The 21,437-nt window shown below is 51.3% G+C and carries 15 protein-coding genes, 1 tRNA gene and 1 pseudogene; 9 read left to right on the top strand and 8 right to left on the bottom strand.

The genetic code is table 11. From position 1 onward, the window contains the following. Positions 1–45 precede the first annotated feature (45 nt). The 3 genes from dnaG (at position 46) to ACGHAD_RS13720 (ending at position 4,381) form a co-directional block, all read left to right on the top strand. Positions 46–2,139 carry a DNA primase gene (gene dnaG, locus ACGHAD_RS13710; protein WP_382418102.1) on the top strand — a complete coding sequence of 698 codons (2,094 nt, stop codon included), beginning with the start codon at positions 46–48 and terminating at the stop codon, positions 2,137–2,139. 147 nt (positions 2,140–2,286) lie between these two features. Further along, on the top strand, positions 2,287–4,098 hold the full coding sequence (gene rpoD / locus ACGHAD_RS13715) for an RNA polymerase sigma factor RpoD (RefSeq protein WP_382418100.1): 1,812 nt from the start codon (positions 2,287–2,289) through the stop codon (positions 4,096–4,098). 206 nt (positions 4,099–4,304) lie between these two features. Then, positions 4,305–4,381 (top strand) — tRNA-Ile (locus tag ACGHAD_RS13720). A gap of 245 nt (positions 4,382–4,626) precedes the next feature. Here ACGHAD_RS13720 and ACGHAD_RS13725 read toward each other — a convergent pair. After that, positions 4,627–5,553 carry a sugar kinase gene (locus tag ACGHAD_RS13725; protein WP_382418098.1) on the bottom strand — a complete coding sequence of 309 codons (927 nt, stop codon included), beginning with the start codon at positions 5,551–5,553 and terminating at the stop codon, positions 4,627–4,629. Beyond that, positions 5,550–6,572, bottom strand: a complete 1,023-nt coding sequence (locus ACGHAD_RS13730) for an SPFH domain-containing protein (RefSeq protein WP_382418096.1) — start codon at positions 6,570–6,572, stop codon at positions 5,550–5,552. Before ACGHAD_RS13730 ends, ACGHAD_RS13725 begins: the two co-directional genes overlap by 4 nt. Before the next feature lie 164 nt (positions 6,573–6,736). On the opposite strand from ACGHAD_RS13730, the gene ACGHAD_RS13735 reads away from it, so the two are divergent. The 4 genes from ACGHAD_RS13735 (at position 6,737) to ACGHAD_RS13750 (ending at position 10,583) form a co-directional block, all read left to right on the top strand. Next, a complete protein-coding gene (locus ACGHAD_RS13735; protein ID WP_382418094.1) occupies positions 6,737–7,450 on the top strand; it encodes an NrtR DNA-binding winged helix domain-containing protein in 714 nt (237 codons plus the stop codon). A 10-nt stretch (positions 7,451–7,460) separates the two neighbouring features. Continuing rightward, positions 7,461–7,931, top strand: coding sequence for a 5' nucleotidase, NT5C type (locus ACGHAD_RS13740; RefSeq protein WP_382418092.1), 471 nt, complete (start codon positions 7,461–7,463; stop codon positions 7,929–7,931). A 179-nt stretch (positions 7,932–8,110) separates the two neighbouring features. Continuing rightward, on the top strand, positions 8,111–8,971 hold the full coding sequence (gene prs, locus ACGHAD_RS13745) for a ribose-phosphate diphosphokinase (RefSeq protein ID WP_382418090.1): 861 nt from the start codon (positions 8,111–8,113) through the stop codon (positions 8,969–8,971). 10 nt (positions 8,972–8,981) lie between these two features. Further along, entirely contained in the window at positions 8,982–10,583 is a 1,602-nt protein-coding gene (locus tag ACGHAD_RS13750; RefSeq protein WP_382418088.1) for a nicotinate phosphoribosyltransferase, read from the top strand. 47 nt (positions 10,584–10,630) lie between these two features. On the opposite strand, the pseudogene ACGHAD_RS13755 reads toward ACGHAD_RS13750, so the two are convergent. The 3 genes and pseudogenes from ACGHAD_RS13755 to ACGHAD_RS13765 all read right to left on the bottom strand — a co-directional run. Further along, a pseudogene (locus tag ACGHAD_RS13755) lies at positions 10,631–11,116 on the bottom strand (transposase); the annotation flags it as partial. Next, positions 11,116–11,334 (bottom strand): hypothetical protein, encoded by a 219-nt coding sequence (locus tag ACGHAD_RS13760; protein ID WP_382418086.1) that lies wholly within the window; start codon positions 11,332–11,334, stop codon positions 11,116–11,118. The pseudogene ACGHAD_RS13755 and the gene ACGHAD_RS13760, both read right to left, overlap by 1 nt. A 430-nt stretch (positions 11,335–11,764) precedes the next feature. Then, positions 11,765–12,841 (bottom strand): GDSL-type esterase/lipase family protein, encoded by a 1,077-nt coding sequence (locus tag ACGHAD_RS13765; RefSeq protein ID WP_382418084.1) that lies wholly within the window; start codon positions 12,839–12,841, stop codon positions 11,765–11,767. Between the two features lie 386 nt (positions 12,842–13,227). Here ACGHAD_RS13765 and ACGHAD_RS13770 point away from each other — a divergent pair, with 386 nt between their 5' ends. Both ACGHAD_RS13770 and ACGHAD_RS13775 read left to right on the top strand, forming a co-directional pair. Next, positions 13,228–16,230, top strand: a complete 3,003-nt coding sequence (locus ACGHAD_RS13770) for a TonB-dependent receptor (protein ID WP_382418082.1) — start codon at positions 13,228–13,230, stop codon at positions 16,228–16,230. A gap of 168 nt (positions 16,231–16,398) precedes the next feature. Continuing rightward, positions 16,399–17,370, top strand: coding sequence for a zinc-binding dehydrogenase (locus tag ACGHAD_RS13775; protein WP_382418080.1), 972 nt, complete (start codon positions 16,399–16,401; stop codon positions 17,368–17,370). Positions 17,371–17,414: 44 nt separating this feature from the next. Here ACGHAD_RS13775 and ACGHAD_RS13780 read toward each other — a convergent pair whose 3' ends face one another. The 3 genes from ACGHAD_RS13780 to ACGHAD_RS13790 form a co-directional block, all read right to left on the bottom strand. Next, positions 17,415–18,761, bottom strand: coding sequence for an AGE family epimerase/isomerase (locus tag ACGHAD_RS13780; RefSeq protein WP_382418078.1), 1,347 nt, complete (start codon positions 18,759–18,761; stop codon positions 17,415–17,417). Positions 18,762–18,981: 220 nt separating this feature from the next. Next, positions 18,982–20,697, bottom strand: coding sequence for a GMC oxidoreductase (locus tag ACGHAD_RS13785; protein WP_382418076.1), 1,716 nt, complete (start codon positions 20,695–20,697; stop codon positions 18,982–18,984). A gap of 22 nt (positions 20,698–20,719) precedes the next feature. After that, positions 20,720–21,325, bottom strand: a complete 606-nt coding sequence (locus ACGHAD_RS13790; RefSeq protein WP_382418074.1) for a gluconate 2-dehydrogenase subunit 3 family protein — start codon at positions 21,323–21,325, stop codon at positions 20,720–20,722. Positions 21,326–21,437: the final 112 nt, after the last annotated feature.

Here is a 21,437-nt window from a genome sequence, read left to right on the forward strand (position 1 = left end):
GCAAAATCGCTACCCGCCGAATTTGAAAGCGGCTAAAATCTCTCTATGAGCCGCATTCCACAGTCTTTTATTGATGAGCTGTTAGACCGCGTCGACATCGTCGAGGTGGTGGATCATCGCGTCAAACTAAAAAAGACCGGCAAAAACTACAGCGCCTGTTGCCCGTTTCACGACGAAAAGACCCCCTCCTTTACCGTCAGCCCCGACAAGCAATTTTTTTACTGCTTTGGCTGTGGCGCCAGCGGCAATGCCGTGGGCTTTTTGATGGACTACGAGCGCACCGAGTTTCCTCAAGCGGTCGAGCAACTGGCCCACCTGTGCGGGATGGAAGTACCCCGCGAAGAGCAAAAGCCTGAAACCACCCGGCAAGAGCGACTGCGCCGGCGGCTGTACGAGCTGCTGGAAAAGTCCAACGATTTTTACCAAGAGCAACTGCGCCAACACCCCGGCAAAACCAAAGCCATCGAATACCTTAAAAACCGCGGACTAGACGGCCATATCGCCCGCGATTACGGCATCGGCTACGCACCGCCGGGCTGGGACAATCTGTTAAAAACACTGGGCACCAACGGCGACGATCGCGACGGCCTACTTAAGGCAGGCATGCTGATTCAGCCCGAGGACTCCGACCGCCTGTACGACCGCTTCCGCCTGCGCATTATGTTCCCGATCCGCGACACCCGTGGCCGGGTAATCGGCTTTGGCGGGCGGGTGCTGGACGACAGCAAACCCAAATACCTGAACTCCCCCGAAACCCCCGTGTTTCACAAAGGGCGCGAGCTTTACGGCCTGCACGAGGCGCGCCAAGCGTATCGCAACCTGCCCCGCCTGCTGGTGGTCGAGGGCTATATGGATGTGGTGGCGCTGGCACAATTTGGCATTCGCTACGGCGTCGCCACACTTGGGACCGCCTGTGGCGAAGAACACCTAGAGCGAGCGTTTCGCTACACCAGCGAAGTCGTATTTTGTTTTGATGGCGACAGCGCCGGGCGCCGAGCCGCCACCCGGGCGCTGGAGGCATCGCTGCCCGCGATGACCGATGGCCGCCAGGTTAAGTTTTTGTTTTTACCCGACGGCGAAGACCCCGACACCCTAGTGCGCCAGATCGGCCCCGAGAAGTTTGAAAACTTAATCGACATGGCGGTACCGCTCGAGGACTACCTGTTTGACGCCGCCGCCGAGGGCATTAACATTCGCACCATGGAAGGCCGCGCCCACCTAAGCAAACGTGCCGCCCCATTACTGGCAAAGCTTCCCAAAGGTGTATTTCGCGAACTGATGTTTGAGGCGCTGGCCACCCGAACCGGGCTAAACCGCGCCACACTGGAAGAGCTGGTCGACACGCCAGAGCCTCTTCCCTCGCAGCAGCCCTCGCCACAAGATCGCTCACCACAGCCCTCACCGCGCACCCACAGCAGCCAAAGTCCGCGGCGCGAACCGCACGATCAAGATTCCAGCTTGTCCACCCCCGACTGGGACGAACAAACCGAGCCGCCACCCGCCGAGAGCGAACAATGGACCCCGGCTGATTACGCCGACTTTGAATCACTGCCAGTCAGCGCCTATGACGACGCCCCGCCCACGGATTACACCGAGCAACGCGATGAGCCGCCGGGCGAGCCGGACACCACTGGGCCAGAAACCGCCATTGCGCGCAACAGCCAATACTTAATGCCGCCCCACAAAAAAGCCATCGCCCTACTGCTTGCGCACCCAGAGCTGGCCGCCGAAGCCCCCGATCACGAGCAGTGGCTCAGCCAAAACAATGGCGAACTACGCCAGCTAGGACGCCTCCTTAAATTACTGCACGAGCGCAGCCACTATCAGCTATCGCACATTCTGGGACACTGGCGCGCCAATTACGGCCCGGATGACACCGAAAAGCTTGCCGCTATCGCCGGCCACGATATGCTGCGCGCCGCCGCACACTTAAGTCGCCCCAAAGATGAGCGCAGCGAAGTCATCGAATACGATCGCAGCGCCGCCTTTGCCCACAGCCTTGATAAAGCGCGCCAGCAACTGCAGGCGAGCGCCCGCGCCCGCGCCCTAGCAAAATTAAGCAGCAGCGACGCCCACAAGCTGAGCCGCGCCGAAAAAGAGGCGCTGTACGCCGAAGCGCTCGGGCAAAAACTCCACTAACCGCACCACGCGCCCAAAAAGCGCGCAATCGCTCGAATATCATCGTATTTAGTGGCACTTATTTACCTATCACCTAGTATCTAACACGCGCTTTACGTTATAATCCCGCGCTTGCTTTTTTAACCGCTACGTTTTACAGGGTCCCTAATGGCTGACGACGCTAAACAGCAACAGTCTCGAATCAAAGAGCTCATCGCCCGAGGCAAGGAACAAGGTTACTTAACCTATTCCGAGGTGAACGATCACCTGCCAGAGGACATCTCCGATCCGGATCAGGTCGAAGACATCATCCAAATGATCAACGACATGGGTATTCGGGTGTTTGAACAAGCCCCCAACGCCGATGACCTGTTGATGGCTGATGGCGACTCCTCTGCCGATGAAATTGCCGCCGCCGAAGCCGCCGCCGCACTGGCCGCCGTGGAGACCGAAGCCGGTCGCACCACCGACCCCGTGCGTATGTACATGCGTGAAATGGGCACCGTGGAGCTGCTAACCCGCGAGGGCGAAATCGCCATCGCCAAGCGGATCGAAGAAGGCGTACGCGAGCTGATGCACGCCGTGGCCTATTGGCCGGGCTCGGTTCAAACCATCATCAACGAATACGAAATGGTCGAGAAAGAAGAGCGTCGCCTGGCCGACGTGATTATCGGCTGGCTCGACCCGTCTGACGAGATCCCTACCGCTGGCGCCCCCGCCGCCGCGAAAAATAACGACGATGATGATGACGACGAAGAAACCACCTCGGGCGTTGACCCCGAAGAGGCCAAAGAGCGCTTTGGCGCCCTAAAAAAGCAATTGGCTAAAGCCGACAAAGTTATCGAAAAGCACGGCCGCGCTAGCAAGCAAGCCGAGAAAGAGCTGGACGAGCTAGGCGAGATCTTCAAATTCTTCAAACTGCCGCCACGGCAGTTTGATCCGGTGTATCTCAGCGTGCGCATCATTCTTGATCGCGCCCGCCGCGAAGAGCGCGCCATCATGGAGCTGTGCATCCGCAAAGCCAAAATGCCGCGCAAAACCTTTATTAAAGAGTTTCCCGGCAACGAGTCTAATGACGAGTGGATCGGTGAAATCATTGCCAAAAAGCGCGATTACTCTGAGGCCCTAAAAGCCTACGAGCCAGAAATCGCTCGCGCCCAACGCAAACTGCAACAAATTGAAGAAGACAGCGGCCTGCCGCTTAGCAGCATTAAAGAAATTAACCGCCGCATGTCCATCGGTGAGGCGCGCGCCCGCCGCGCCAAAAAAGAAATGGTCGAGGCTAACCTGCGTCTGGTTATCTCGATTGCGAAAAAGTACACCAACCGCGGCCTGCAGTTTTTGGATCTAATCCAAGAGGGCAACATCGGCTTGATGAAAGCCGTCGATAAGTTCGAATACCGTCGCGGCTACAAGTTCTCGACCTACGCCACCTGGTGGATTCGTCAGGCCATTACCCGCTCGATTGCGGATCAGGCCCGCACCATCCGTATTCCAGTGCACATGATCGAGACCATCAACAAGCTCAACCGCGTATCGCGCCAAATGCTCCAGGAGATGGGCCGCGAGCCCACCCCAGAAGAACTCGGCGAGCGCATGGAAATGCCAGAAGATAAAGTTCGCAAGGTGCTTAAAATCGCCAAAGAACCTATCTCGATGGAAACCCCCATCGGCGACGACGAAGACTCGCATCTGGGCGACTTTATTGAAGACAGCACCATCGTCTCACCGGTAGAGTCCGCCACCAGCGTTGGCTTAACCGAGTCGACCCGCGAAGTACTCTCGGGCCTCACCGCCCGTGAAGCAAAAGTACTGCGCATGCGCTTTGGTATCGACATGAACACCGACCACACCCTTGAGGAAGTGGGCAAACAGTTCGACGTTACCCGCGAGCGTATTCGCCAGATCGAAGCCAAGGCACTGCGCAAACTGCGTCATCCTTCACGCTCCGATCATCTGCGTAGCTTCCTGGACGAATAAGGGATTTACAAGAGTTTTGGGACGGCTATAATGCCGCCCAGAACGGTGAACGGTTTATTATTCACTGCGAAAAAAGAATATTACTACTGAACGCAGTAGATTTTGGTCTCTGACAAGGCGCTTGGGAGCCACCCGCAAGGAGCATATATTAATATGTGACTGAGGATGGCAAGCAACGCAGCTCAGGGGGCAAAAAATCAAGTTCAGGGCCTTTAGCTCAGTTGGTTAGAGCATCCGACTCATAATCGGCAGGTCCCCAGTTCAAGTCTGGGAAGGCCCACCACACAAAAAGCCGCCACCTATTTTTGGGTGGCGGCTTTTTTATTGACCTTTAACTCAGTTGGTTAGAGCATCCGACTCACCTTCTCATATAAGTCGGGGCAGGTCCCCAGTTCAAGTCTGGGAAGGCCCACCACACAAAAAGCCGCTACCTATTAAAGTAAGGTATTATCAACATCCAGTGCCAGCAAGCGTCTATTTCTAACTTCAATTTCCATAGGTTCGATTTTACCTTTGGGACTGGATGACTTACGCCGCGACTAGTGCCCCTTGATGTTGGGCAACACCAATGGTCAATATACACCCCGAGTTAAACGCTAAATAATCTTGCTCTACACCGTCTGAGAAAACCACACCATTTTCCGGCATGAAAGACTCCAGTTGCAGAGTTTTGCTCTCGGTGACTTCTCCAAATACCAGTGATGCTCCAGTGGTTTGACTCGGGAAGGGTTCGCGAACGGCAAACTGCAACCAGCGGTCGTCCCAGGCAAAACCGCCAGACAAGGGGTGCCCGAATTTTCCGGTTACCCCCATGGCACCGGCCAAAATGGACTGGAACCAACCGCTGGACCCCATGCCAGTCGATACAATGACTCCAGACGATGAGTGGCTCTCTGACTGGCCGTTCCAACTTAGCCGATATCGAGCCGATGTGTGGGTTTTGGGGCCAATAAACAGATCGTTTACCGCAAGCAAGGTTTGACCGTCGTTGGTGGAGGCTTGTGCAAAGGTGACCGCTTTAATGCCGGCTTGCTTGGCGTCTACCTGAGCCACAATTTCTGCGAGATCATTGACCCGAAAAGGCAGTAATTGGCCATCCCAACGATCAGGGTCCGGGTTAATCGCAATCACCGGCTGGCCTTTCAGGTATTTCAGCGTATTCGCAACCAAACCATCTTGACCAATCACCACCACGATATCGTCAGGGCTGAACTGATAGGTCGGTAGCAGGTTACGCTCCAACCACTGAAAGCGACCGCGCTCCTTGAGGCAGCGCTCTACCTCATTGAGCCGTTGCTGATACAGGTCGTGCTCATCCAGGTAGTCCTGAACATCCACCTGATTGTGCTCAAGGTAGAACCTGGCCTGTGGCCAGGTATTGAAACGTTCTACCAGCTCTTGCATCCGCGTCTTGCGATGAACAACGACAAACCGTTGTTGACTGCGCTGACTCATTGACGGACCGCCTTTTTCATCATGTTGGTGAACACCTCAGGGCCGATGTTGAGTTCCCCGATCTTTCCAGCATTCTGCGCCATAGCCTCCATGGCCATCGCCATCATTTGTTCCGGCTGCATGTTGGCTAAGGCCATCGCTTTCAAGTTTTCAACGGGTAACTCGCTGAAGGCTTTCATACGGGCGGCGATGGCGTAGGCTTCAGAGTCGGCCTCTTGTTTACTGTTCTCTACACTCAGCAATACCAACTCTTTGCGTTGGTTTTCCGCTTCAATCTCCGCCTTAATACGCTCTTGCTCGCTTTGAGCGTTGCCTCGCATGATCGCTCGCTCGTTGTTAATGCGAGACTCAGCGATTTCCTGCTCTTTCTGTTGAATGACAAGCTCGGTCTGCAGCTCCGCGTCTTTGATGGTGCGTTCTTGCTCGACCGCCGACTTACGGCGAGCGTAGATGGCATCATCGGCCTCCTTGAGGATAGATTCACGGGCCTCGGCTTCCAGAGCTTTGCTCGTCTCGGGTGAGGGGGTAATGGCTGCCACCGAGGCATCAACCAACGCCATACCCAGCTCGTCCAGAACGGGCTGAACCGCCAATTCGGTTTTCATGAGCTCGACCAGTGGTTGGCTCAAAGCTAAGGAGTCTCTCAAGGCTACTGATTGCACCTTATTCTGGACGATAGATTGTGCCGCTCGTACGACCCGATCCGTCAGTTTCAGTGGGCCCTCAGAGGCGTACGACTGACCGTCAGCTTTGAGGTTAAAGTTCAACACGTCCGCAATCTTGTCTGGGTCAATTACGCGGAAGCTGATTTGCCCTTGTATACGCACGGACTGGTAATCGGCAGTTTGCAGATTAAAGATAAAGGGGGCTTCCTGCACGCTAACGGGAATGGCGGCTATTGAGCTAGTGGCCTGCATATAGAAAAAGCTTAAGCCTTTGCCCTTTTTACGTACTCGACCGCCTGAGGTCTTGATCACGTAGGTGGCGGAATCTGCCTTGTAGTATTGAAATCCGAACATGCCGTCCTCCTTGAATAGTGTCTTTTGGTCACTTTGTTGAGGCGATAGTGTCTCAAGGTCACTATTGCTGTCAAGGTTATTTTGTGTCTTTTAGACAAAAAGTTTGTTCCTGGTTATCAGTCGTCGTAGAATAAGTGTCAAACAGACACTAATAGAGAGCTTCAATGAACGAAGAAACTTATTTGCGTGACTATGACCCCAAAGCCTTCGACTCGCCGCTGTTGAGTGTGGACGCGGTACTTTTTACCTACCGTGATGGGCAGTTGGAGGTGCTGTTGGTGGAGCGATCCAATCACCCAGAGATGGGTAAATGGGGGCTGCCAGGCGGCTTTGTTGACCTTGATGTGGATGAAACACTTGAGGACACCGTCATTCGTAAACTAAAGGAAAAAACCGGCGTTGTCCCACCGTACGTAGAGCAGCTCTCAACCGTAGGGAATCGCAGCCGAGATAAGCGCGGGTGGTCGGTAACGGTATGCTACACCGCACTCATCGCTCATCAGGAGTGTGAAACGCATATAGACTCTGTATCCGACGCGAAGTGGGTCAACCTTAAGGACTTGGAAAAGCTGGATCTGGCCTTTGACCACAAAAGTATCATCGCAGCAGGCCGCGAGCGCCTCAAACAGAAGGCGTTGTATTCAATTGTACCCGCCTACACACTGCCGGAGAAATTTACGCTTTCAGACCTGCAGCATGTTCATGAGGTGTTGCTGGGGAAACCTCTGCAGAAAAAGTCGTTTCGCCGTCGAATTGAGCAGGCAGATCTGATCGTCGACACCGGTGAGAAGTCGGCCGAGAAAGGTCGCCCCGCCACTCTATACCGGTTAAAGCCTGAAGCGAGCCAGCACACATTCATTCGTAACCTCGAGCTATAAGGGATATTGCATGCGCTTTGAAGGTAAGAAGATTGTCTACATCGATATGGACCACGTGCTGTGTGACTACGAGGCCGGTTTCAACGCTCACCAGACGAAATACCCGGAGCTGGCGTATCCACAGAGTCAGCCGGGCCTTTATATTGGCCTCGACCCCATGCCGGGTGCCGTCGACGCATTCAAATGGCTGTCCGCGCAGCCTGAGCTCGAAGTGTTTATTCTGACATCGCCCTCTGAGAAAAACCCACACTGTTACAGTGAGAAGCGGCAATGGGTTGAAAAATACCTTGGGATGGAGACCGTTAATCGACTGATCATCAGCCCCCACAAGGATCTCAACCGGGGCGACTATCTGATTGATGATAATGTCGCAGGAAAGGGGCAAGATCATTTTGAGGGGGAGTTGATTCACTTTGGCTCAGAGCAATACCCTAATTGGCAGAGTGTTACGACATACTTTTCTAATTTAGCTGCACGCTAGTGTTAGTGCGCACTCAATCACGCATACAATAAAGACTAATCAGCATCGCACCTTCCAAGCTACCCTTATGAATAAAATTAGTGTCGATTAGTCACAAAAGGCTTGACGAGAAGCCGGACCGCCCATATAGTGTCCTTAAGCCACTAAGGTGCATTGATAACCACAACAAGGATTTACCCATGAAAGTTACCGCTATTTCTGGAAAAGGACATGAAGAAACCCTACTGACCTACGACACTTTCACCTTTTCCGGAGGGGAGGAGCATATTCGTTTCGGCACTGAACCAGCGGATGATATTGAGACCATCAAAATCACTGTCAAATTAACCGACTCTTCAAGTATTTTGAAGCTGATTCTCGCTGTTGATGCTCTTAGAAGAAAGTATGGCCCTAAAGTATCCATTGAATTGATCAGCCCGTATTTTCCATACGCTAGGCAAGACCGGGTTTGTGTAGAAGGTGAAGCTCTTGGCGCGCACGTAATGGCTAACCTGATCAATACATTAGGCTTTGATCAGGTCACTATTTGGGATGCGCATAGTGATGTCTCTCCTGCACTTTTGAACAATGTCACAAATATACCTCAGGGAGTCATTATTGAGCGGCACGCAGAGCTGGCACAACGACTTCGAGATAAAAAGCTAACACTTGTATCTCCAGATGCTGGAGCGACCAAGAAAACCCAAAACGTCGCAAAGTTCTTTGGCGGCGGCATTGAGGTCATGCAGGCGGATAAAGTCCGAGATTTAAAAACGGGAGAAATAACCCATACCAGCATTCACGGTGATGTGGCTAACAAAGATGTTTTGATAGTTGATGATATCTGTGATGGAGGAAGAACCTTTATTGAACTGGCAAAAGTCCTCAAAGAAAAACAATGCGGAAGAATCTCACTCTATGTCACTCACGGCATTTTCTCAAAAGGAATAGAGGTGTTTAACGGCGTAATAGATAACATCTATACCACTGATTCTATCAATGAGTTCCACGCGACAAATAAAACTGAAAATCAAGTAAATTTAAACATAGTTAATATTTAAGGGACCAGATATGACCATTTCAGCACCAAGCATGCAGAAAGATGTTTACAAGGAATTCCACGGACGTGCCTACCACCCAGACGTCACTGAAGTATACGCAAATTACACGTCACGCTCTGGTAAGAATAGCAATGTTGCCGGTAACAATAAGGTTGCCTTTGTTGGCCTTCAGTACTTCATAATGAGTTACTTGCTAGAGGAATGGGACAGTTTTTTTAAGGCGGAGAAGCAAGAAGCTGTCGCAAATCACAAAAGAATAATGAGCGCCATGCTTGGTTACCCAGTCGATGTGAAATACCTGGAGGATTTGCATGATCTGGGATACCTCCCTTTACGAATAAAAGCGCTCCCCGAAGGCACCCTAGTACCTTATCAAGTGCCGCCGCTGACTATTGTGAATACGAAAGAAGGGTTTCAATGGTTAACAAACATGATTGAGACCGTTCTAAGCTGTGAAAACTGGCCTATTCAAACGAGTGCCACTACCTCTACAGCCTACATGAAGGTATTCAAAGAGTTCGCGCTCAAAACAGGTTTACCGCTTGATTTCGTGCCTTTCCAAGGCCATGACTTTAGTTTTCGGGGTATGTTCGGAAAGCACGCGGCAGCGATGAGTGGCTTTGGTCATTTAGCCTCTGGGTTGGTTGGAACGGACACCATTCCCGCTGTCCTGTTTGCCGAAAAGTACTATGGCGCAGATGTGGACAAAGAACTGGTAGGTTGCTCTGTTGATGCAACAGAACATTCTGTCACCTGCTCCTGGATAATGGAGGGCGAGATTGAATTCTTTCGTTATCTTATGCAAGAGCAGTCTCCAACAGGAATCCTAAGTGTGGTGTCAGACACATGGGACTTCTGGACATTGGTAACAGAGTACCTTCCAGAACTTAAAAACGAAATTCTGGCTCGTGACGGTACTCTAGTCATTCGTCCCGACTCAGGTGATCCGGTGAAGATTCTGACTGGGTATATAGCGTCTAGCGAAGGTGATTACGCCGACAAGTTTGAGCATATTAAAGATGCGTCGGAAGAAGCTTTTAAAAATGGTTTTGAAGCCTTTTGCTGGAATGGTGTGAACTACGCTGTCATGGATGAAAGTGGTGATATCACTGCATTAATGGATTGTGAGATTAAGGGGCTGATTGAGTGCTTGTGGGATACGTTTGGAGGCACAACCACAGACAAAGGGTTCAAATTACTCGATGAGCACATCGGCGCCATTTATGGAGATGCCATAACCTTGGAAAGGCAAAGGCAGATTCTACAACGGCTTGCCGATAAGGGCTTCGCCTCGAAGGTAGTGCTTGGCATTGGATCGTACAGCTATCAGCACGTCACCCGGGACACACACGGTTCTGCCGTAAAAGCGACCAGTATCGTGAAAAATGGAGAGCGCATTGCAATCTTTAAGGACCCCAAAACGGATACCAAGAAAAAATCTGCAAAGGGGCTTTTAAAAGTAGTAAGGGAAAACGGTGAGTTAGTGCTTATCAACGATGTCAGCGAAGAAGAGGAGAAAGATACGCTCCTGAAGACCGTATTCGAAGATGGGAAGCTAATTAAAAAAACCACGCTTCAGGAAATAAGAGCACTTATAGACAGTCAAATTTAATTTTCGTGTGTGAAGGAGACTGTAAATCAAACTGTGTAACTGCCAGTTTATAAATAGTCCTTTAATCGGTCATCGAACATTATCATAAAGTGGTTCAGTGCACAGCGCCAGTTGCGAATGGGCATTATCCACTTTTTTAACGCCTCCGTAATTGCAAGGAATACGACTTTCTTGGCCGAGTCATCTGTTGGAAAAAGTTTCCGCTTTTTGATGGCCTTTCTGATGACGCTGTTCAGCGATTCTATAGCGTTGGTGGTGTAAATTGCCTTGCGAATCTCAGGCGGGTAGCTAAATAGGGTGTTGAGATTATCCCAGTGAGCTCGCCAGATACGCGATATCTGAGGGTATTTCTCGTCCCAGGTTTCGGAGAGTTGATCCAAGGCCAGTAAAGCCTCCTCCTCGGTCGCTGATTGATAGATACGCTTGAGGTCGGCGGTAACGGTCTTGTAGCCCTCCCAAGGCACGTAGCGCACAGAGTTACGCACCATATGTACGATGCAAAGCTGGATTTGAGTCTGCGGGTAGGCACCGTTTAAGCATTGGGGTCAAAGCATTGGGGGCAGGGACCTGTCGCTTCCAGTGCAACAGACGTTTCATGGCTAACGCCTTGGGCTTCTAGCCATCTGACAAGCTCCTTATGGCCGCTATGCGTATTGCTAAGCGCCTTAGTTTTGTATTCTCCACTACGAGCAATACAAACATCGAGCTTCTTCTTCGATACATCAATACCAACGGCAACATCATTCATCATATGCATCCTCGTATTCAGGCTTAAAATACATTAGCCTAAGTTACCCTTCGAAATGGATGAACGAAAAACAGACCGGTGGACTTATCTGACCCTCAGCTTCAATGAGCTTGTGCCTTGTCAGTCTCAACCGATCTGGCCGTTGCATCAGGGATATCTTCCTGACCATCATCGGCATGGTCAATATACGAGGCCTTACATTTCACACTTGCGCATCATTCATCAAAGCTTCTTACTGTCGCATAGCTGACGCCAAACGCATCACCTCGACAAGGGATGAAGCGAAAACTGAGATATTTAATTTTATAGAGATGTTTTACAATCCAATAAAACGCCACACTCATACAGGCGGCGTATCGCCTGCTAAGTTTGAAGATACGTACTTTTTGGAGTCAGCCAGTGTCTAGTGAAGTCTGGGAAGTCCAAATCAAACTTACCAGCCTAAGTCTTCCTCAAGGGTATCCACCAACTCACCCGCCAGGCGTTTTTGCGTGATGGTATTGGGGTGATAATCACAGCCATAACCATCCTCGGGCTTAATCTTACCAAAGTCGGCCACCTGAACGACGCCTGAGGCTATCGCCTCTAAATCGGCTTTTTGTGCGGCGCGAGCATCCCCTGTGAGCATCGGGCTGACCATCAGGTAGACCGGCCGGCCGGGATAATCAGCCTGCACTTGTGAAACAAACTGCGACATTGCCGCACGATACCCCGGCGCACTGCCCTGCCAAAAATCGTTAGTGCCAATCGCAATCACAACCGCATCGGGGCGAAAGCGCGAACTATCCCAAGCGCTGTCAAAATCGTCACCCAGCGTCAATTTACGGCGCTCGCCAATAGTCGGATTGATGGGCTCTTCTTCGCCGTACGAACGCCATACCCCAATACCGGACCAGGCGATGATGTGGATATCGGCATTAAGCTGGCGCGCCGCAACCCCGGCGTAAGCAAGCAAAGGGGTACTGGTTGCCTGCGAGTAACTGCAATCTTTACTGGTGCCCTCGACACCATAGCCTGCGGTAATGGAGTCGCCAATAACCAATAAACGGCGCGATGAGGGCGTGGGAGGGGTGAGTAGCTTGCCGTCTGTGACCGGGTCAGAGGTGAGCGTGGTCACCCCAGCAAACGTTTCGGCCAACCGGGTAAGCCGTACGCGATGGGGAGCGTTCGCGAGGCCTGCTACCAGGGAGTAGTCTGCCTCTCCAGCCTTTACCCACAGCTCCGAGGGCTCGCCATCCACTTCGACCAAAAACCTAATATCAGCGCTACTGGCGAGCCGAATTTTGGCGGTGGTACCTTCAAAGCGAAACAGAATGGCCGAGCCGGGCCAACTAAAAGCTGCGCGCCCAGGTTCACGCCGGTCAAATCGGCCAAGCAAACGTACCGAATCGCCGGAAAACACTTTAGCTGCCTGCGGCTCCTGCGCCTGGGCGGGCACGGTCGATAAAATAGCAGACACAATAGCTACGGATAGCGCCAGTGCGCCAATCATACATTTGTTGTTATTCATACCACTCCTCAGGGCTGATTATTATATAAGTACTATATATTGAATACAGGCCAAATGCCCAGCTCTGGCAAACCAAACACTGCGGACACCAGAAGATTCTCAACAAACCCCTTGCATTTCGGTTGAAGTCATCTTAAATTGTGTAACCGATTTCATTTTTATAAAAAGAACCTTTCGGCTATAGAAAACCGACAAGGCTTACAAAAATAAAATCGATAAAAAACAAGGTCGTATAAATCATTATTAAATAGTTTTCACAAGCAAACACAAAAACCATAACAGCTAAAATGTAACCGGTTACCGGTACCTCTGTTGGACCACTCATAAAAACGTAAATAAGTTGTTAGACCACAAAAATGATATCGATAACGAGAAGGAGTAGTTTGATGAAAAAGAGCCATGATTTTAATAAAAACCTACTAGCCAAATGTGTAGCCTCGATTGCTTTGGCGGGCGTCAGCCTTCCATCATTCGCACAAGACGGCAACATGGAAATGCTTGAAGAGGTTGTCGTAACCGGCGTGCGTGCGGCCCAGGCCGACGCCGTTAACATCAAGCGCGACGCAGACTCAGTGGTAGATGCCATCTCCGCCGAGGACATCGGTAAATTGCCTGATGTCACCATCACCGACTCGCTGCAACGTATCAGTGGCGTGCAAATTCGCCGCTCTGCCGGTGAAGGTACCGCACTTAACATTCGCGGCATGCCGCAGGTACTCACCACGTTAAATGGCGAGTCTTATTTAGGCGCAAACTCCCTAACCACAGTACAACCTAATTTTAGTGATATTCCATCACAGCTGTTCTCAGGCGCTGAGGTGGCAAAATCTCAAACCGCCAGCTTTACCCCGGGCGGGATAACCGGCGTGGTCGACCTGCAAACCTATCGCCCGTTTGATTTTGACGATGGTTTTACCATTTCAGGCGCGGTGCAAGCCGCCCAAGGGGCGGACACACAGGAAACTGACCCGTCCGCCAACGTGCTCATTAACTGGAAGAGCGACCGTATCGGCGTTATGGCCGCAGTATCACGCCAAGAGGCGACGCTCGCCAACTACTACGCCGGTATGGCCGGGGGCGGTGAAAACGCCGGGTGGAGTGGCTTTGCCACCGAGAGCTGGGCCTATGGTGACCCCACTGACGTTAATGGCGACGGCGACACCGACGATACTTTCTGGGCTTATCAGGGCCATCAAGCGTTTAACCGTGCAACCGAGCGCGAGCGCACTGGTGCAAACCTATCGCTGCAAGTTGACTTAGGTGGCGGCTTTGAGCTGGTCACCGAAGCACTGTTTACTGAGCTGGACGACAGCGACTACATGATGGGCCTTGCCCATTCAGACAAGTGGAACCGCTGGGGCTGGTTTAGCCCAACGCAGTCGAGCCCTAAAGACGCCATGGCCGACGGTGCCAACCTGTCAACGGTACAAGAGTACACAGGCAATGGGCGACGCATCAAAACTTACTCGGCCGTACAGGCGCAAGATGCCGAGTCGCAAAACTACAATGTCGAACTTAACTATGACAACGACGGCGCCTTTAGTGGCTCTTTGCGCTTAGTGCACGGCGAAGCCGAGCAAGAGCGTTTAAACAGCTATATGGATATCGACTTGGCAGACGGTAGCCAGTGGGGTGTTAATTGTCAGTACTACCCAGCGGGCACCGCCGGCAGCCAGGGCGATTGCGCTGACGGGCAACTGCAAACCAACCCCGGTGGCTACCACGGCTTTCCGACTTTAAGTGTTGACTACAGTGGCAGCGATCCTTCTTGGAGTGGCTTTGACAACAACGCCAATATCGGTCAAAACGGCAACGCTATCGGTGCGGCACGCAGCATTAACTCGTACCTAGAGGACGTTAATAGTTACTCTCTGGGCGCCTTAACATCTGAAAACAACTTTACCCAAGAAGGTGAGTTAGACGTAGCACGCTTTGATGGCGAATACCGTTTTAACGAAGGGTTTGTCACCTCGATTGAGTTTGGCCTGCGGGTAAGTGAACGCAGTGTCGACAACGCTGTGTTCGACTTGCTTTCCCCTATTGGCGAAGCTCAGTGCGCGGTTAAATGGAAAGCCACCGACGTTACCTTAAACGGCGGCGGTATTACTGACGCTTGCACTGACGGCGACGGAGACAACTTCTACACCGCCGGTGTCCCTACACCTATTAACGAACTTAGCGCCACCCAGGTCAGCGATTTTGGTAGCGTATCGGGTATCCCAGCCGTTTGGTCTGTCGATCCTAAGAGCATGCAGGACGTCGAGAGCTACCACAACAACTTGTACCCAGGCACTTTCCGCTCCAACAACCCGGGCCAGTCATACCAGGTCGATCTGGACGAAACCAGCTACTACGTTCAAGCAAACTTTGCCACCGGCATTATGAGCGGTAATTTTGGTTTGCGTCAGCTGGAAACCGATCTGACCGTGGTACAAAATCAAGTGGGCGCGGCTCAGCCTTACGGTGCCGCCGCCGAAGATAATGGCGACATCGTCACCAAACGATCGTTTGATGATTTACTGCCATCGCTAAACTTGCGTTTTGATTTAAGCGACAACTTAGTGGCTCGCGGCTCTCTTACTCGTACCATCGCACCGCTGGATTTAGCACAGTGGGGGGGCGCACTTACACCGTCTTACACGCTCGACGGCGATGCCGATAGCGATACGTTTGGCAAGTTTATTGTCAATGCCGCTAACTCTACTGGCAACCCAGAGCTCGACCCTTGGAAGGCGACTAACTACGATCTATCGCTGGAATACTACATCGGTAACGCAAGTGCCGTGTCGGTTAACTGGTTCTACATTGATGTCGAAAGCTTTATCGAAAGTGGTTCGATAGAAATGGCTTTGCCAGACCAAGACGGCGTGGTGCGTCGCGATGTCAATGTAACCACCAGCGTACAAGGTGATGGCGGCGTCCTTAAAGGGGTTGAGCTCGCCACCAAACTGGCGTTTGACGACTTCTTAGATGTCGACTGGCTGCGCGGCTTTGGTGTTGATGCCAACTACACCTACTCACCTAGCTCGTCAGGCAACACCGGGTTAAATGGCGACGACTTACCCTTCGGTGATAACTCGGAAGATGTTGTGAACCTGGTGGGTTGGTATGAGGCTGGTCCATTTCAGGCCCGTCTGGCTTACAACTTCCGCAGTGAACGCGTCGTGGCCTTTGATCAAACCTGGGGCAACGGAACCCTGTGGCAAGACTCTACATCTTATGTAGACGCCTCAGCGAGCTACGACATCAACGATAACGTCAGCGTATTTATCAACGCGTCGAACATCACCGGAGAGAAAGAAACTTACTACCTCGAGTGGAAAGATCAGTTCGCTTGGCAAAACGAGTACGAAGCTCGTTACACGCTGGGCGTGCGAGCCACATTCTAACTCGAGCTAACCGAACTGGGGGCAGTAATGGGCAAGCTCCTAGTTGCTCAAGCTAGCATAGCATGGGCTCTCCTTTTGGCGCGTTAACCTAGGGTTAACGCGCCCTTTTTTTATGCCCTTAATTACCGGTAATAGGTTTACAGTCTTGCTAGATTTTAGAGGCTATAAATGAAAGCGTTAATTTATCGTCCCGATAGCGATGAGTTTTTATTACAAAACGTACCCGAACCAGACGCCCACGGCTTTAACGTCAAAATCAGGGTTATTGCTACAGGGCTAAACCCCGTCGATAGCAAAGTTAATTATTGGTACCCCAATGTACCCGATCAAGCGTCGCCTTTTGTGGGAGGACTGGACGTAGCCGGAGAGATTATCGCAGTGGGTGAGGATGTGACTCACTGGCAGCCGGGCGACCGAGTTCTCTACCACGGCAACATGTTTCGCCCCAGCGGCGGGTTCGCGGAGTACGCACTACACGACTCGAGAACGCTGATTAAACTACCAGCAGTAGATCCAGTAGAAGCGGCGGCAACACCATGTGCCGGCTGGAGCGCATTACACGCACTAAAAAATAAACTTAACATTGAGCGAAGAAGCTCAATTTTGATCGCCGGCGGCGCTGGCGGCATAGGCACATTTGCCATCCAACTGGCAAAACTCCACGGTGTGAAGACTATTATCGCGACAGCCTCGGCAGCCAAGCACTCATACCTACAGTCGTTGGGGGCCACCCACACAATCGATTACCACAAAGACGATATTCCCAATACCGTACGCGACATTACACGCAACCAAGGTGTAGAGGTTGCACTGGACGCAGTAGGGGGCGAAAACGATATCTTGTGTGCTAATAGTTTAGGGTTTGAAGGCGAACTGTGCGGTTTAGTAAGTACGCTACGCCCCGAACGCTACAAGGCCCCTTTTAACCTAGGCTTAAGCTTCCATCAGCTAAGTCTTGGCGCAGCACACACTCACAACCCGCATTTATTGTTAAAGCTTGGCACAAGCTTTTCTCGTCTGCTTGAAGATCGGAAAATCTCTTGCCCCAAAATCGAAACGGTAGACTTCTCAGGCCTCGGCGATGGATTACTCGCACTTCGCCAAAAAAAGACCTCGGGAAAAATTGTATTTACCCCTTAACACCACTATTAACAGCCCTAACCCTAGGCCAAGCGCCGTCACACTCACTCCACAAAGGGGATACTAGATGCAGCGGTCGATAAACCACAGTCACCCTTAGTGCCCTGTAAAAGGTACCTCACTGCCTCTGTCAGATGATAAGAAGATTTTCCCTGACTGCCCTTAAGAGACTCGGCATCGGCCTCGCCACCGGAGGAAATATAAAACCACTCGTTACCATTTTCAAAGTCGGGAAAACTCTTAAAGTAGTAGCTCGCTGTCTTTTCCAGCGGCTGACGAAATTCGCGACCGGCAAAAGTAAAAGCGATTATGGCCTCAGAATGTTGCCACCAGGTTTTTCGGTCGTCGAGAATATCTCCGCTGATGGGGTTTACCTCCGAGAAAAAGCTACCCGGGACGCTTTTATCCCATACCGGCTGAGCTAACGTTCGCCGTAGGATGCTCCTTCCTTTTTGCAGCGCACGAGAGCGACGCTCGCTGGCGATAAACTCCCACTCCTTAGCCGCTCGCAGTAAAAACCATGAAAACTGAAAGTTATGCCCTGGAGAAACGGTAAAACAGCCGGGGGATTCTGCCTCTGGCTCTTGGCCACAAACACGCCACTGGCGATCAAAAACAGCGTTAATCCAACCGGAATCTTCATTCCATATTGGTTTATCTAGCGCAATGTTTAATGCCTCTGATAGTAACGGCTCGTAATTCGCACGATGTTCGACATCGACGCGCCAAAGGTTGGCCAAATAGGCGGATACCGGGTAAATCAACGATTGAATGGTCTTTTTATCGACTAACGGGCCTTTGTCTCGCGCGTAGGTTGTGACAAAACCTTTACCGCCCGGATCATAAAACCGTGCCACAAAGCCATTATGCAAACGATGAATCTCTTGCAACAGCTCAGGGTTGTGCGTTCTACCATACAGCTGCGTCAAACCATTTAAGCCGTACGCTTGCTGCCAAATATCCAACGTACCAGTATCATCAGCGTCGGGATTTGCCGCGTACGGAAGAAAGTACGGCCCGTGTGAATCGCTACCCAACATGTGCTTAAGCTGATAAGCCGCTGACTTTTTGGCGTATTCGATATTCTCGGAGTCATAGCGACTCGTCCAAGTAAGTGCGTAAATTAAGCGGCTAAGAGATACTGTAAAAATTCTATCACTGACTCTGTTACCCTTTGCATCTAACTCAGAGTAAAAAACGTGTTTCTCGTTGTCCCACCCATGTCTTTTAAAAAACTCGACAGAATTAAGCGACGCCTTAACCCACAGCGACGAATTTTTACGGTAGAACTCATCTTCACAGAGAGGCTCGGACTGACCATCAGCGGCCGCATTAACCCCAACGGCATAAAAAATCCCAATCACAAGTACGAAGAGTGCTTTTTTAGGCATAGTAATGAAAACCTCTCTCGCTTTTAAACTCTTAAAGAACATGGAATTAATGACGATTACAAGTTGGGGGCAAAGCTAAAAACGTGCCTGAACTGGCGGAAACGCAAAGGCCAATAAAGTGAACCGGCCGAGCCCTTAAGGGAGCTATGCAACCATAAGAGCCCGAAAATCTAACACCTATCGACCTTAACCGCGGGCTATGGCGCCGCCAAGCCTCGGGTTAAAGCTTCCCGGCAGCAAGTTGCTGCGCTGCGTAATCGCAGGCGCGCGCCGTTAACGCCATAAAGGTTAACGATGGGTTTTGGCAGGCACTAGACGCAAAGCTAGAGCCATCGGTCACAAATAGGTTGGGAATATCGTGCGATTGGTTAAACCCATTTAGCACTGAGGTTTCCGGGTCGGCACCCATCCGAGCGGTGCCCACCTCATGAATTGCCAGGCCGGGTGGACGCGGATTAACATGGGCCTGCACATTCTTCAGCCCCGCCGCCTGCAGTATTTCGGCAGCGCTTTCGCCCATGTCGGCAATCATTTTCTTTTCATTACTGCGATGTTCGCAGCTCATTACCAATTGCGGCACACCCCATTTATCGACTTTGGTTTCGTGCAAGCGCACATGATTATCGTAATGAGGTAACATTTCCCCCTGCCCACCCAAGTAAAAGCTCCAATCACCGGCCGCACGTATCTTGTCTTTTAGAGATTTGCCATACAAACCGCTGTTTGCCAAGGTCTGCCAACTATCGCGCTGGGCGCTGCCGGCAAATGCATAACCGCGAACATAATCCATTTCTTGCTTGGCAACATTACGGAACCGCGGAATATAAATACCGGTGGGACGACGACCTTTGTAATAGCTATCGTGAAACCCCTCTACTTGAGCGGTGGCTCCCACACCATAAATGTGATCCATTAAATAGTGTCCCAACGCACCGGATGAGTTGGCAAGGCCTGTGGGAAATGCTTCACTTTTAGAGTTAAGCATAATCTGGGTGGTGCCCAACGTTGACGCACACAAAAATACGACTTTGGCATAATACTCACGAACCTCAAGCGTTTCAGAATCGATCACTCGTACGCCAGTCACCCGGTTCTGCTTATCGTCATAAATTACACTGTGGACTACGCTATCGGTAGCAATCTTTAAGTGTCCGGTTTTCATCGCTGCGGGTAGCGTCGAGCTTTGCGTCGAGAAGTAGGCCCCAAACGAACACCCTTTTTGGCATTCATTGCGGGCCATACACTGCCCCCTGCCTTGAGCCAGGTGCTCCGCGCTGGGTTTCGATAAGTGTGCGCAGCGCCCCATAATCATTTTGCGATCTTTATAGTGCTTTTCTATGCGCGCTTTAACGGATTTTTCGACCTGATTAAATTCAAACGCCGGTAAAAACTCACTGTCAGGCAAAACTGCCAGGTTCTCTTTACTACCGCTGATGCCTACGTGCTTTTCAACGTAACTATACCAGCCTTCTAAGTCTTTATAGCGAATGGGCCAGTCGGCACCGTGACCGTCTTTGGCGTTCGCGCTAAAATCCATTTCACTTAGCCGGTAACTCTGGCGATGCCACAACAGCGACTTTCCGCCCAGCGCATTACCACGAATCCAGTCGAAGGGTTTTTCCTGTTGATACGGGTACTCCCGATCATTACCAAAAAATTGTTGCGTGGCAGCGTTAAAGGCGTAACACTTTTTTTGAATATAAAATTCTGTATCAATGGTATTGGCCTCCAGAAGGCCACGCTGTGGCATCTCCCAGGCTTTAACACCCTCGCCAATATAGTCTTTACGATGCTCAACGGCTTGGCCGCGTTCTACCATCAAGGTTTTAAGGCCTTTTTCAGTCAACTCTTTGGCGGCCCAACCGCCAGTCACACCGGAGCCAACCACAATGGCATCAAATGGCTCTTTAGCCGCTTTAATATAGGGATAAGACATAACAACACTCATATTTTTATGGTTAGACAAACGGCGCCAGCGACCAGGAACGGCCCACATCGGAAAACGGCACATCACCATCGTAGCCACCCGGAATCGCCAGATAACTCAGCTCTTGGGTCGCACCGACCTCACTGGTGTAATAAGAGAAGCTCACCAGCGCTATAAACTGCCGCCACACCAACGCCTCTTGTGCGTTAAACGGTGCTGAGCCTTCATGCAAAATTTTGGTGAGTGTTTGTTGCTGCGCCTCGGTAAGCTCTGAGAAACGCTTGCCATGGGTCGCCTTCGATTGCTGATCAAGATTATCCAACAACTGCAACAGACTCGCCTGTTGCGCACCTGACGTACACACACGAATATGGTGGTCGAGATAGAGATGCACACCCGCGCCAGTAGCACTTGGGGTGTCGGTGGCTGGGATCACCCTGTCAGCCAGCGCCGCAGCGCACAGCATTTGCGATGCACTGAAAAGCTTAACGTTAGCCGACGCTGACGGCGCTTTTGGGTCAAATTCAGCTAGCGCATCGATAGCCTGAGCACTTACGCTTAAACCTAGGATGCCTGCGAGACTTTTAAGAGTTTTACGCTTGCCAAGATCATTTGGCAGGTTGGGAGCTGCTTTCACGGTTATCACCCATTGTTTTTATTGATCGATGTAATCGATTACAACACTTGAGCTGGATATCCGCAAACGCCTTTAACTTAGTTAACATTTCTTGGCAGTGAGCCGATGAGCA

Origin of the sequence: Gilvimarinus japonicus (assembly GCF_042847215.1) — a bacterium.
GTDB classification, from domain to species: domain Bacteria; phylum Pseudomonadota; class Gammaproteobacteria; order Pseudomonadales; family Cellvibrionaceae; genus Gilvimarinus; species Gilvimarinus japonicus.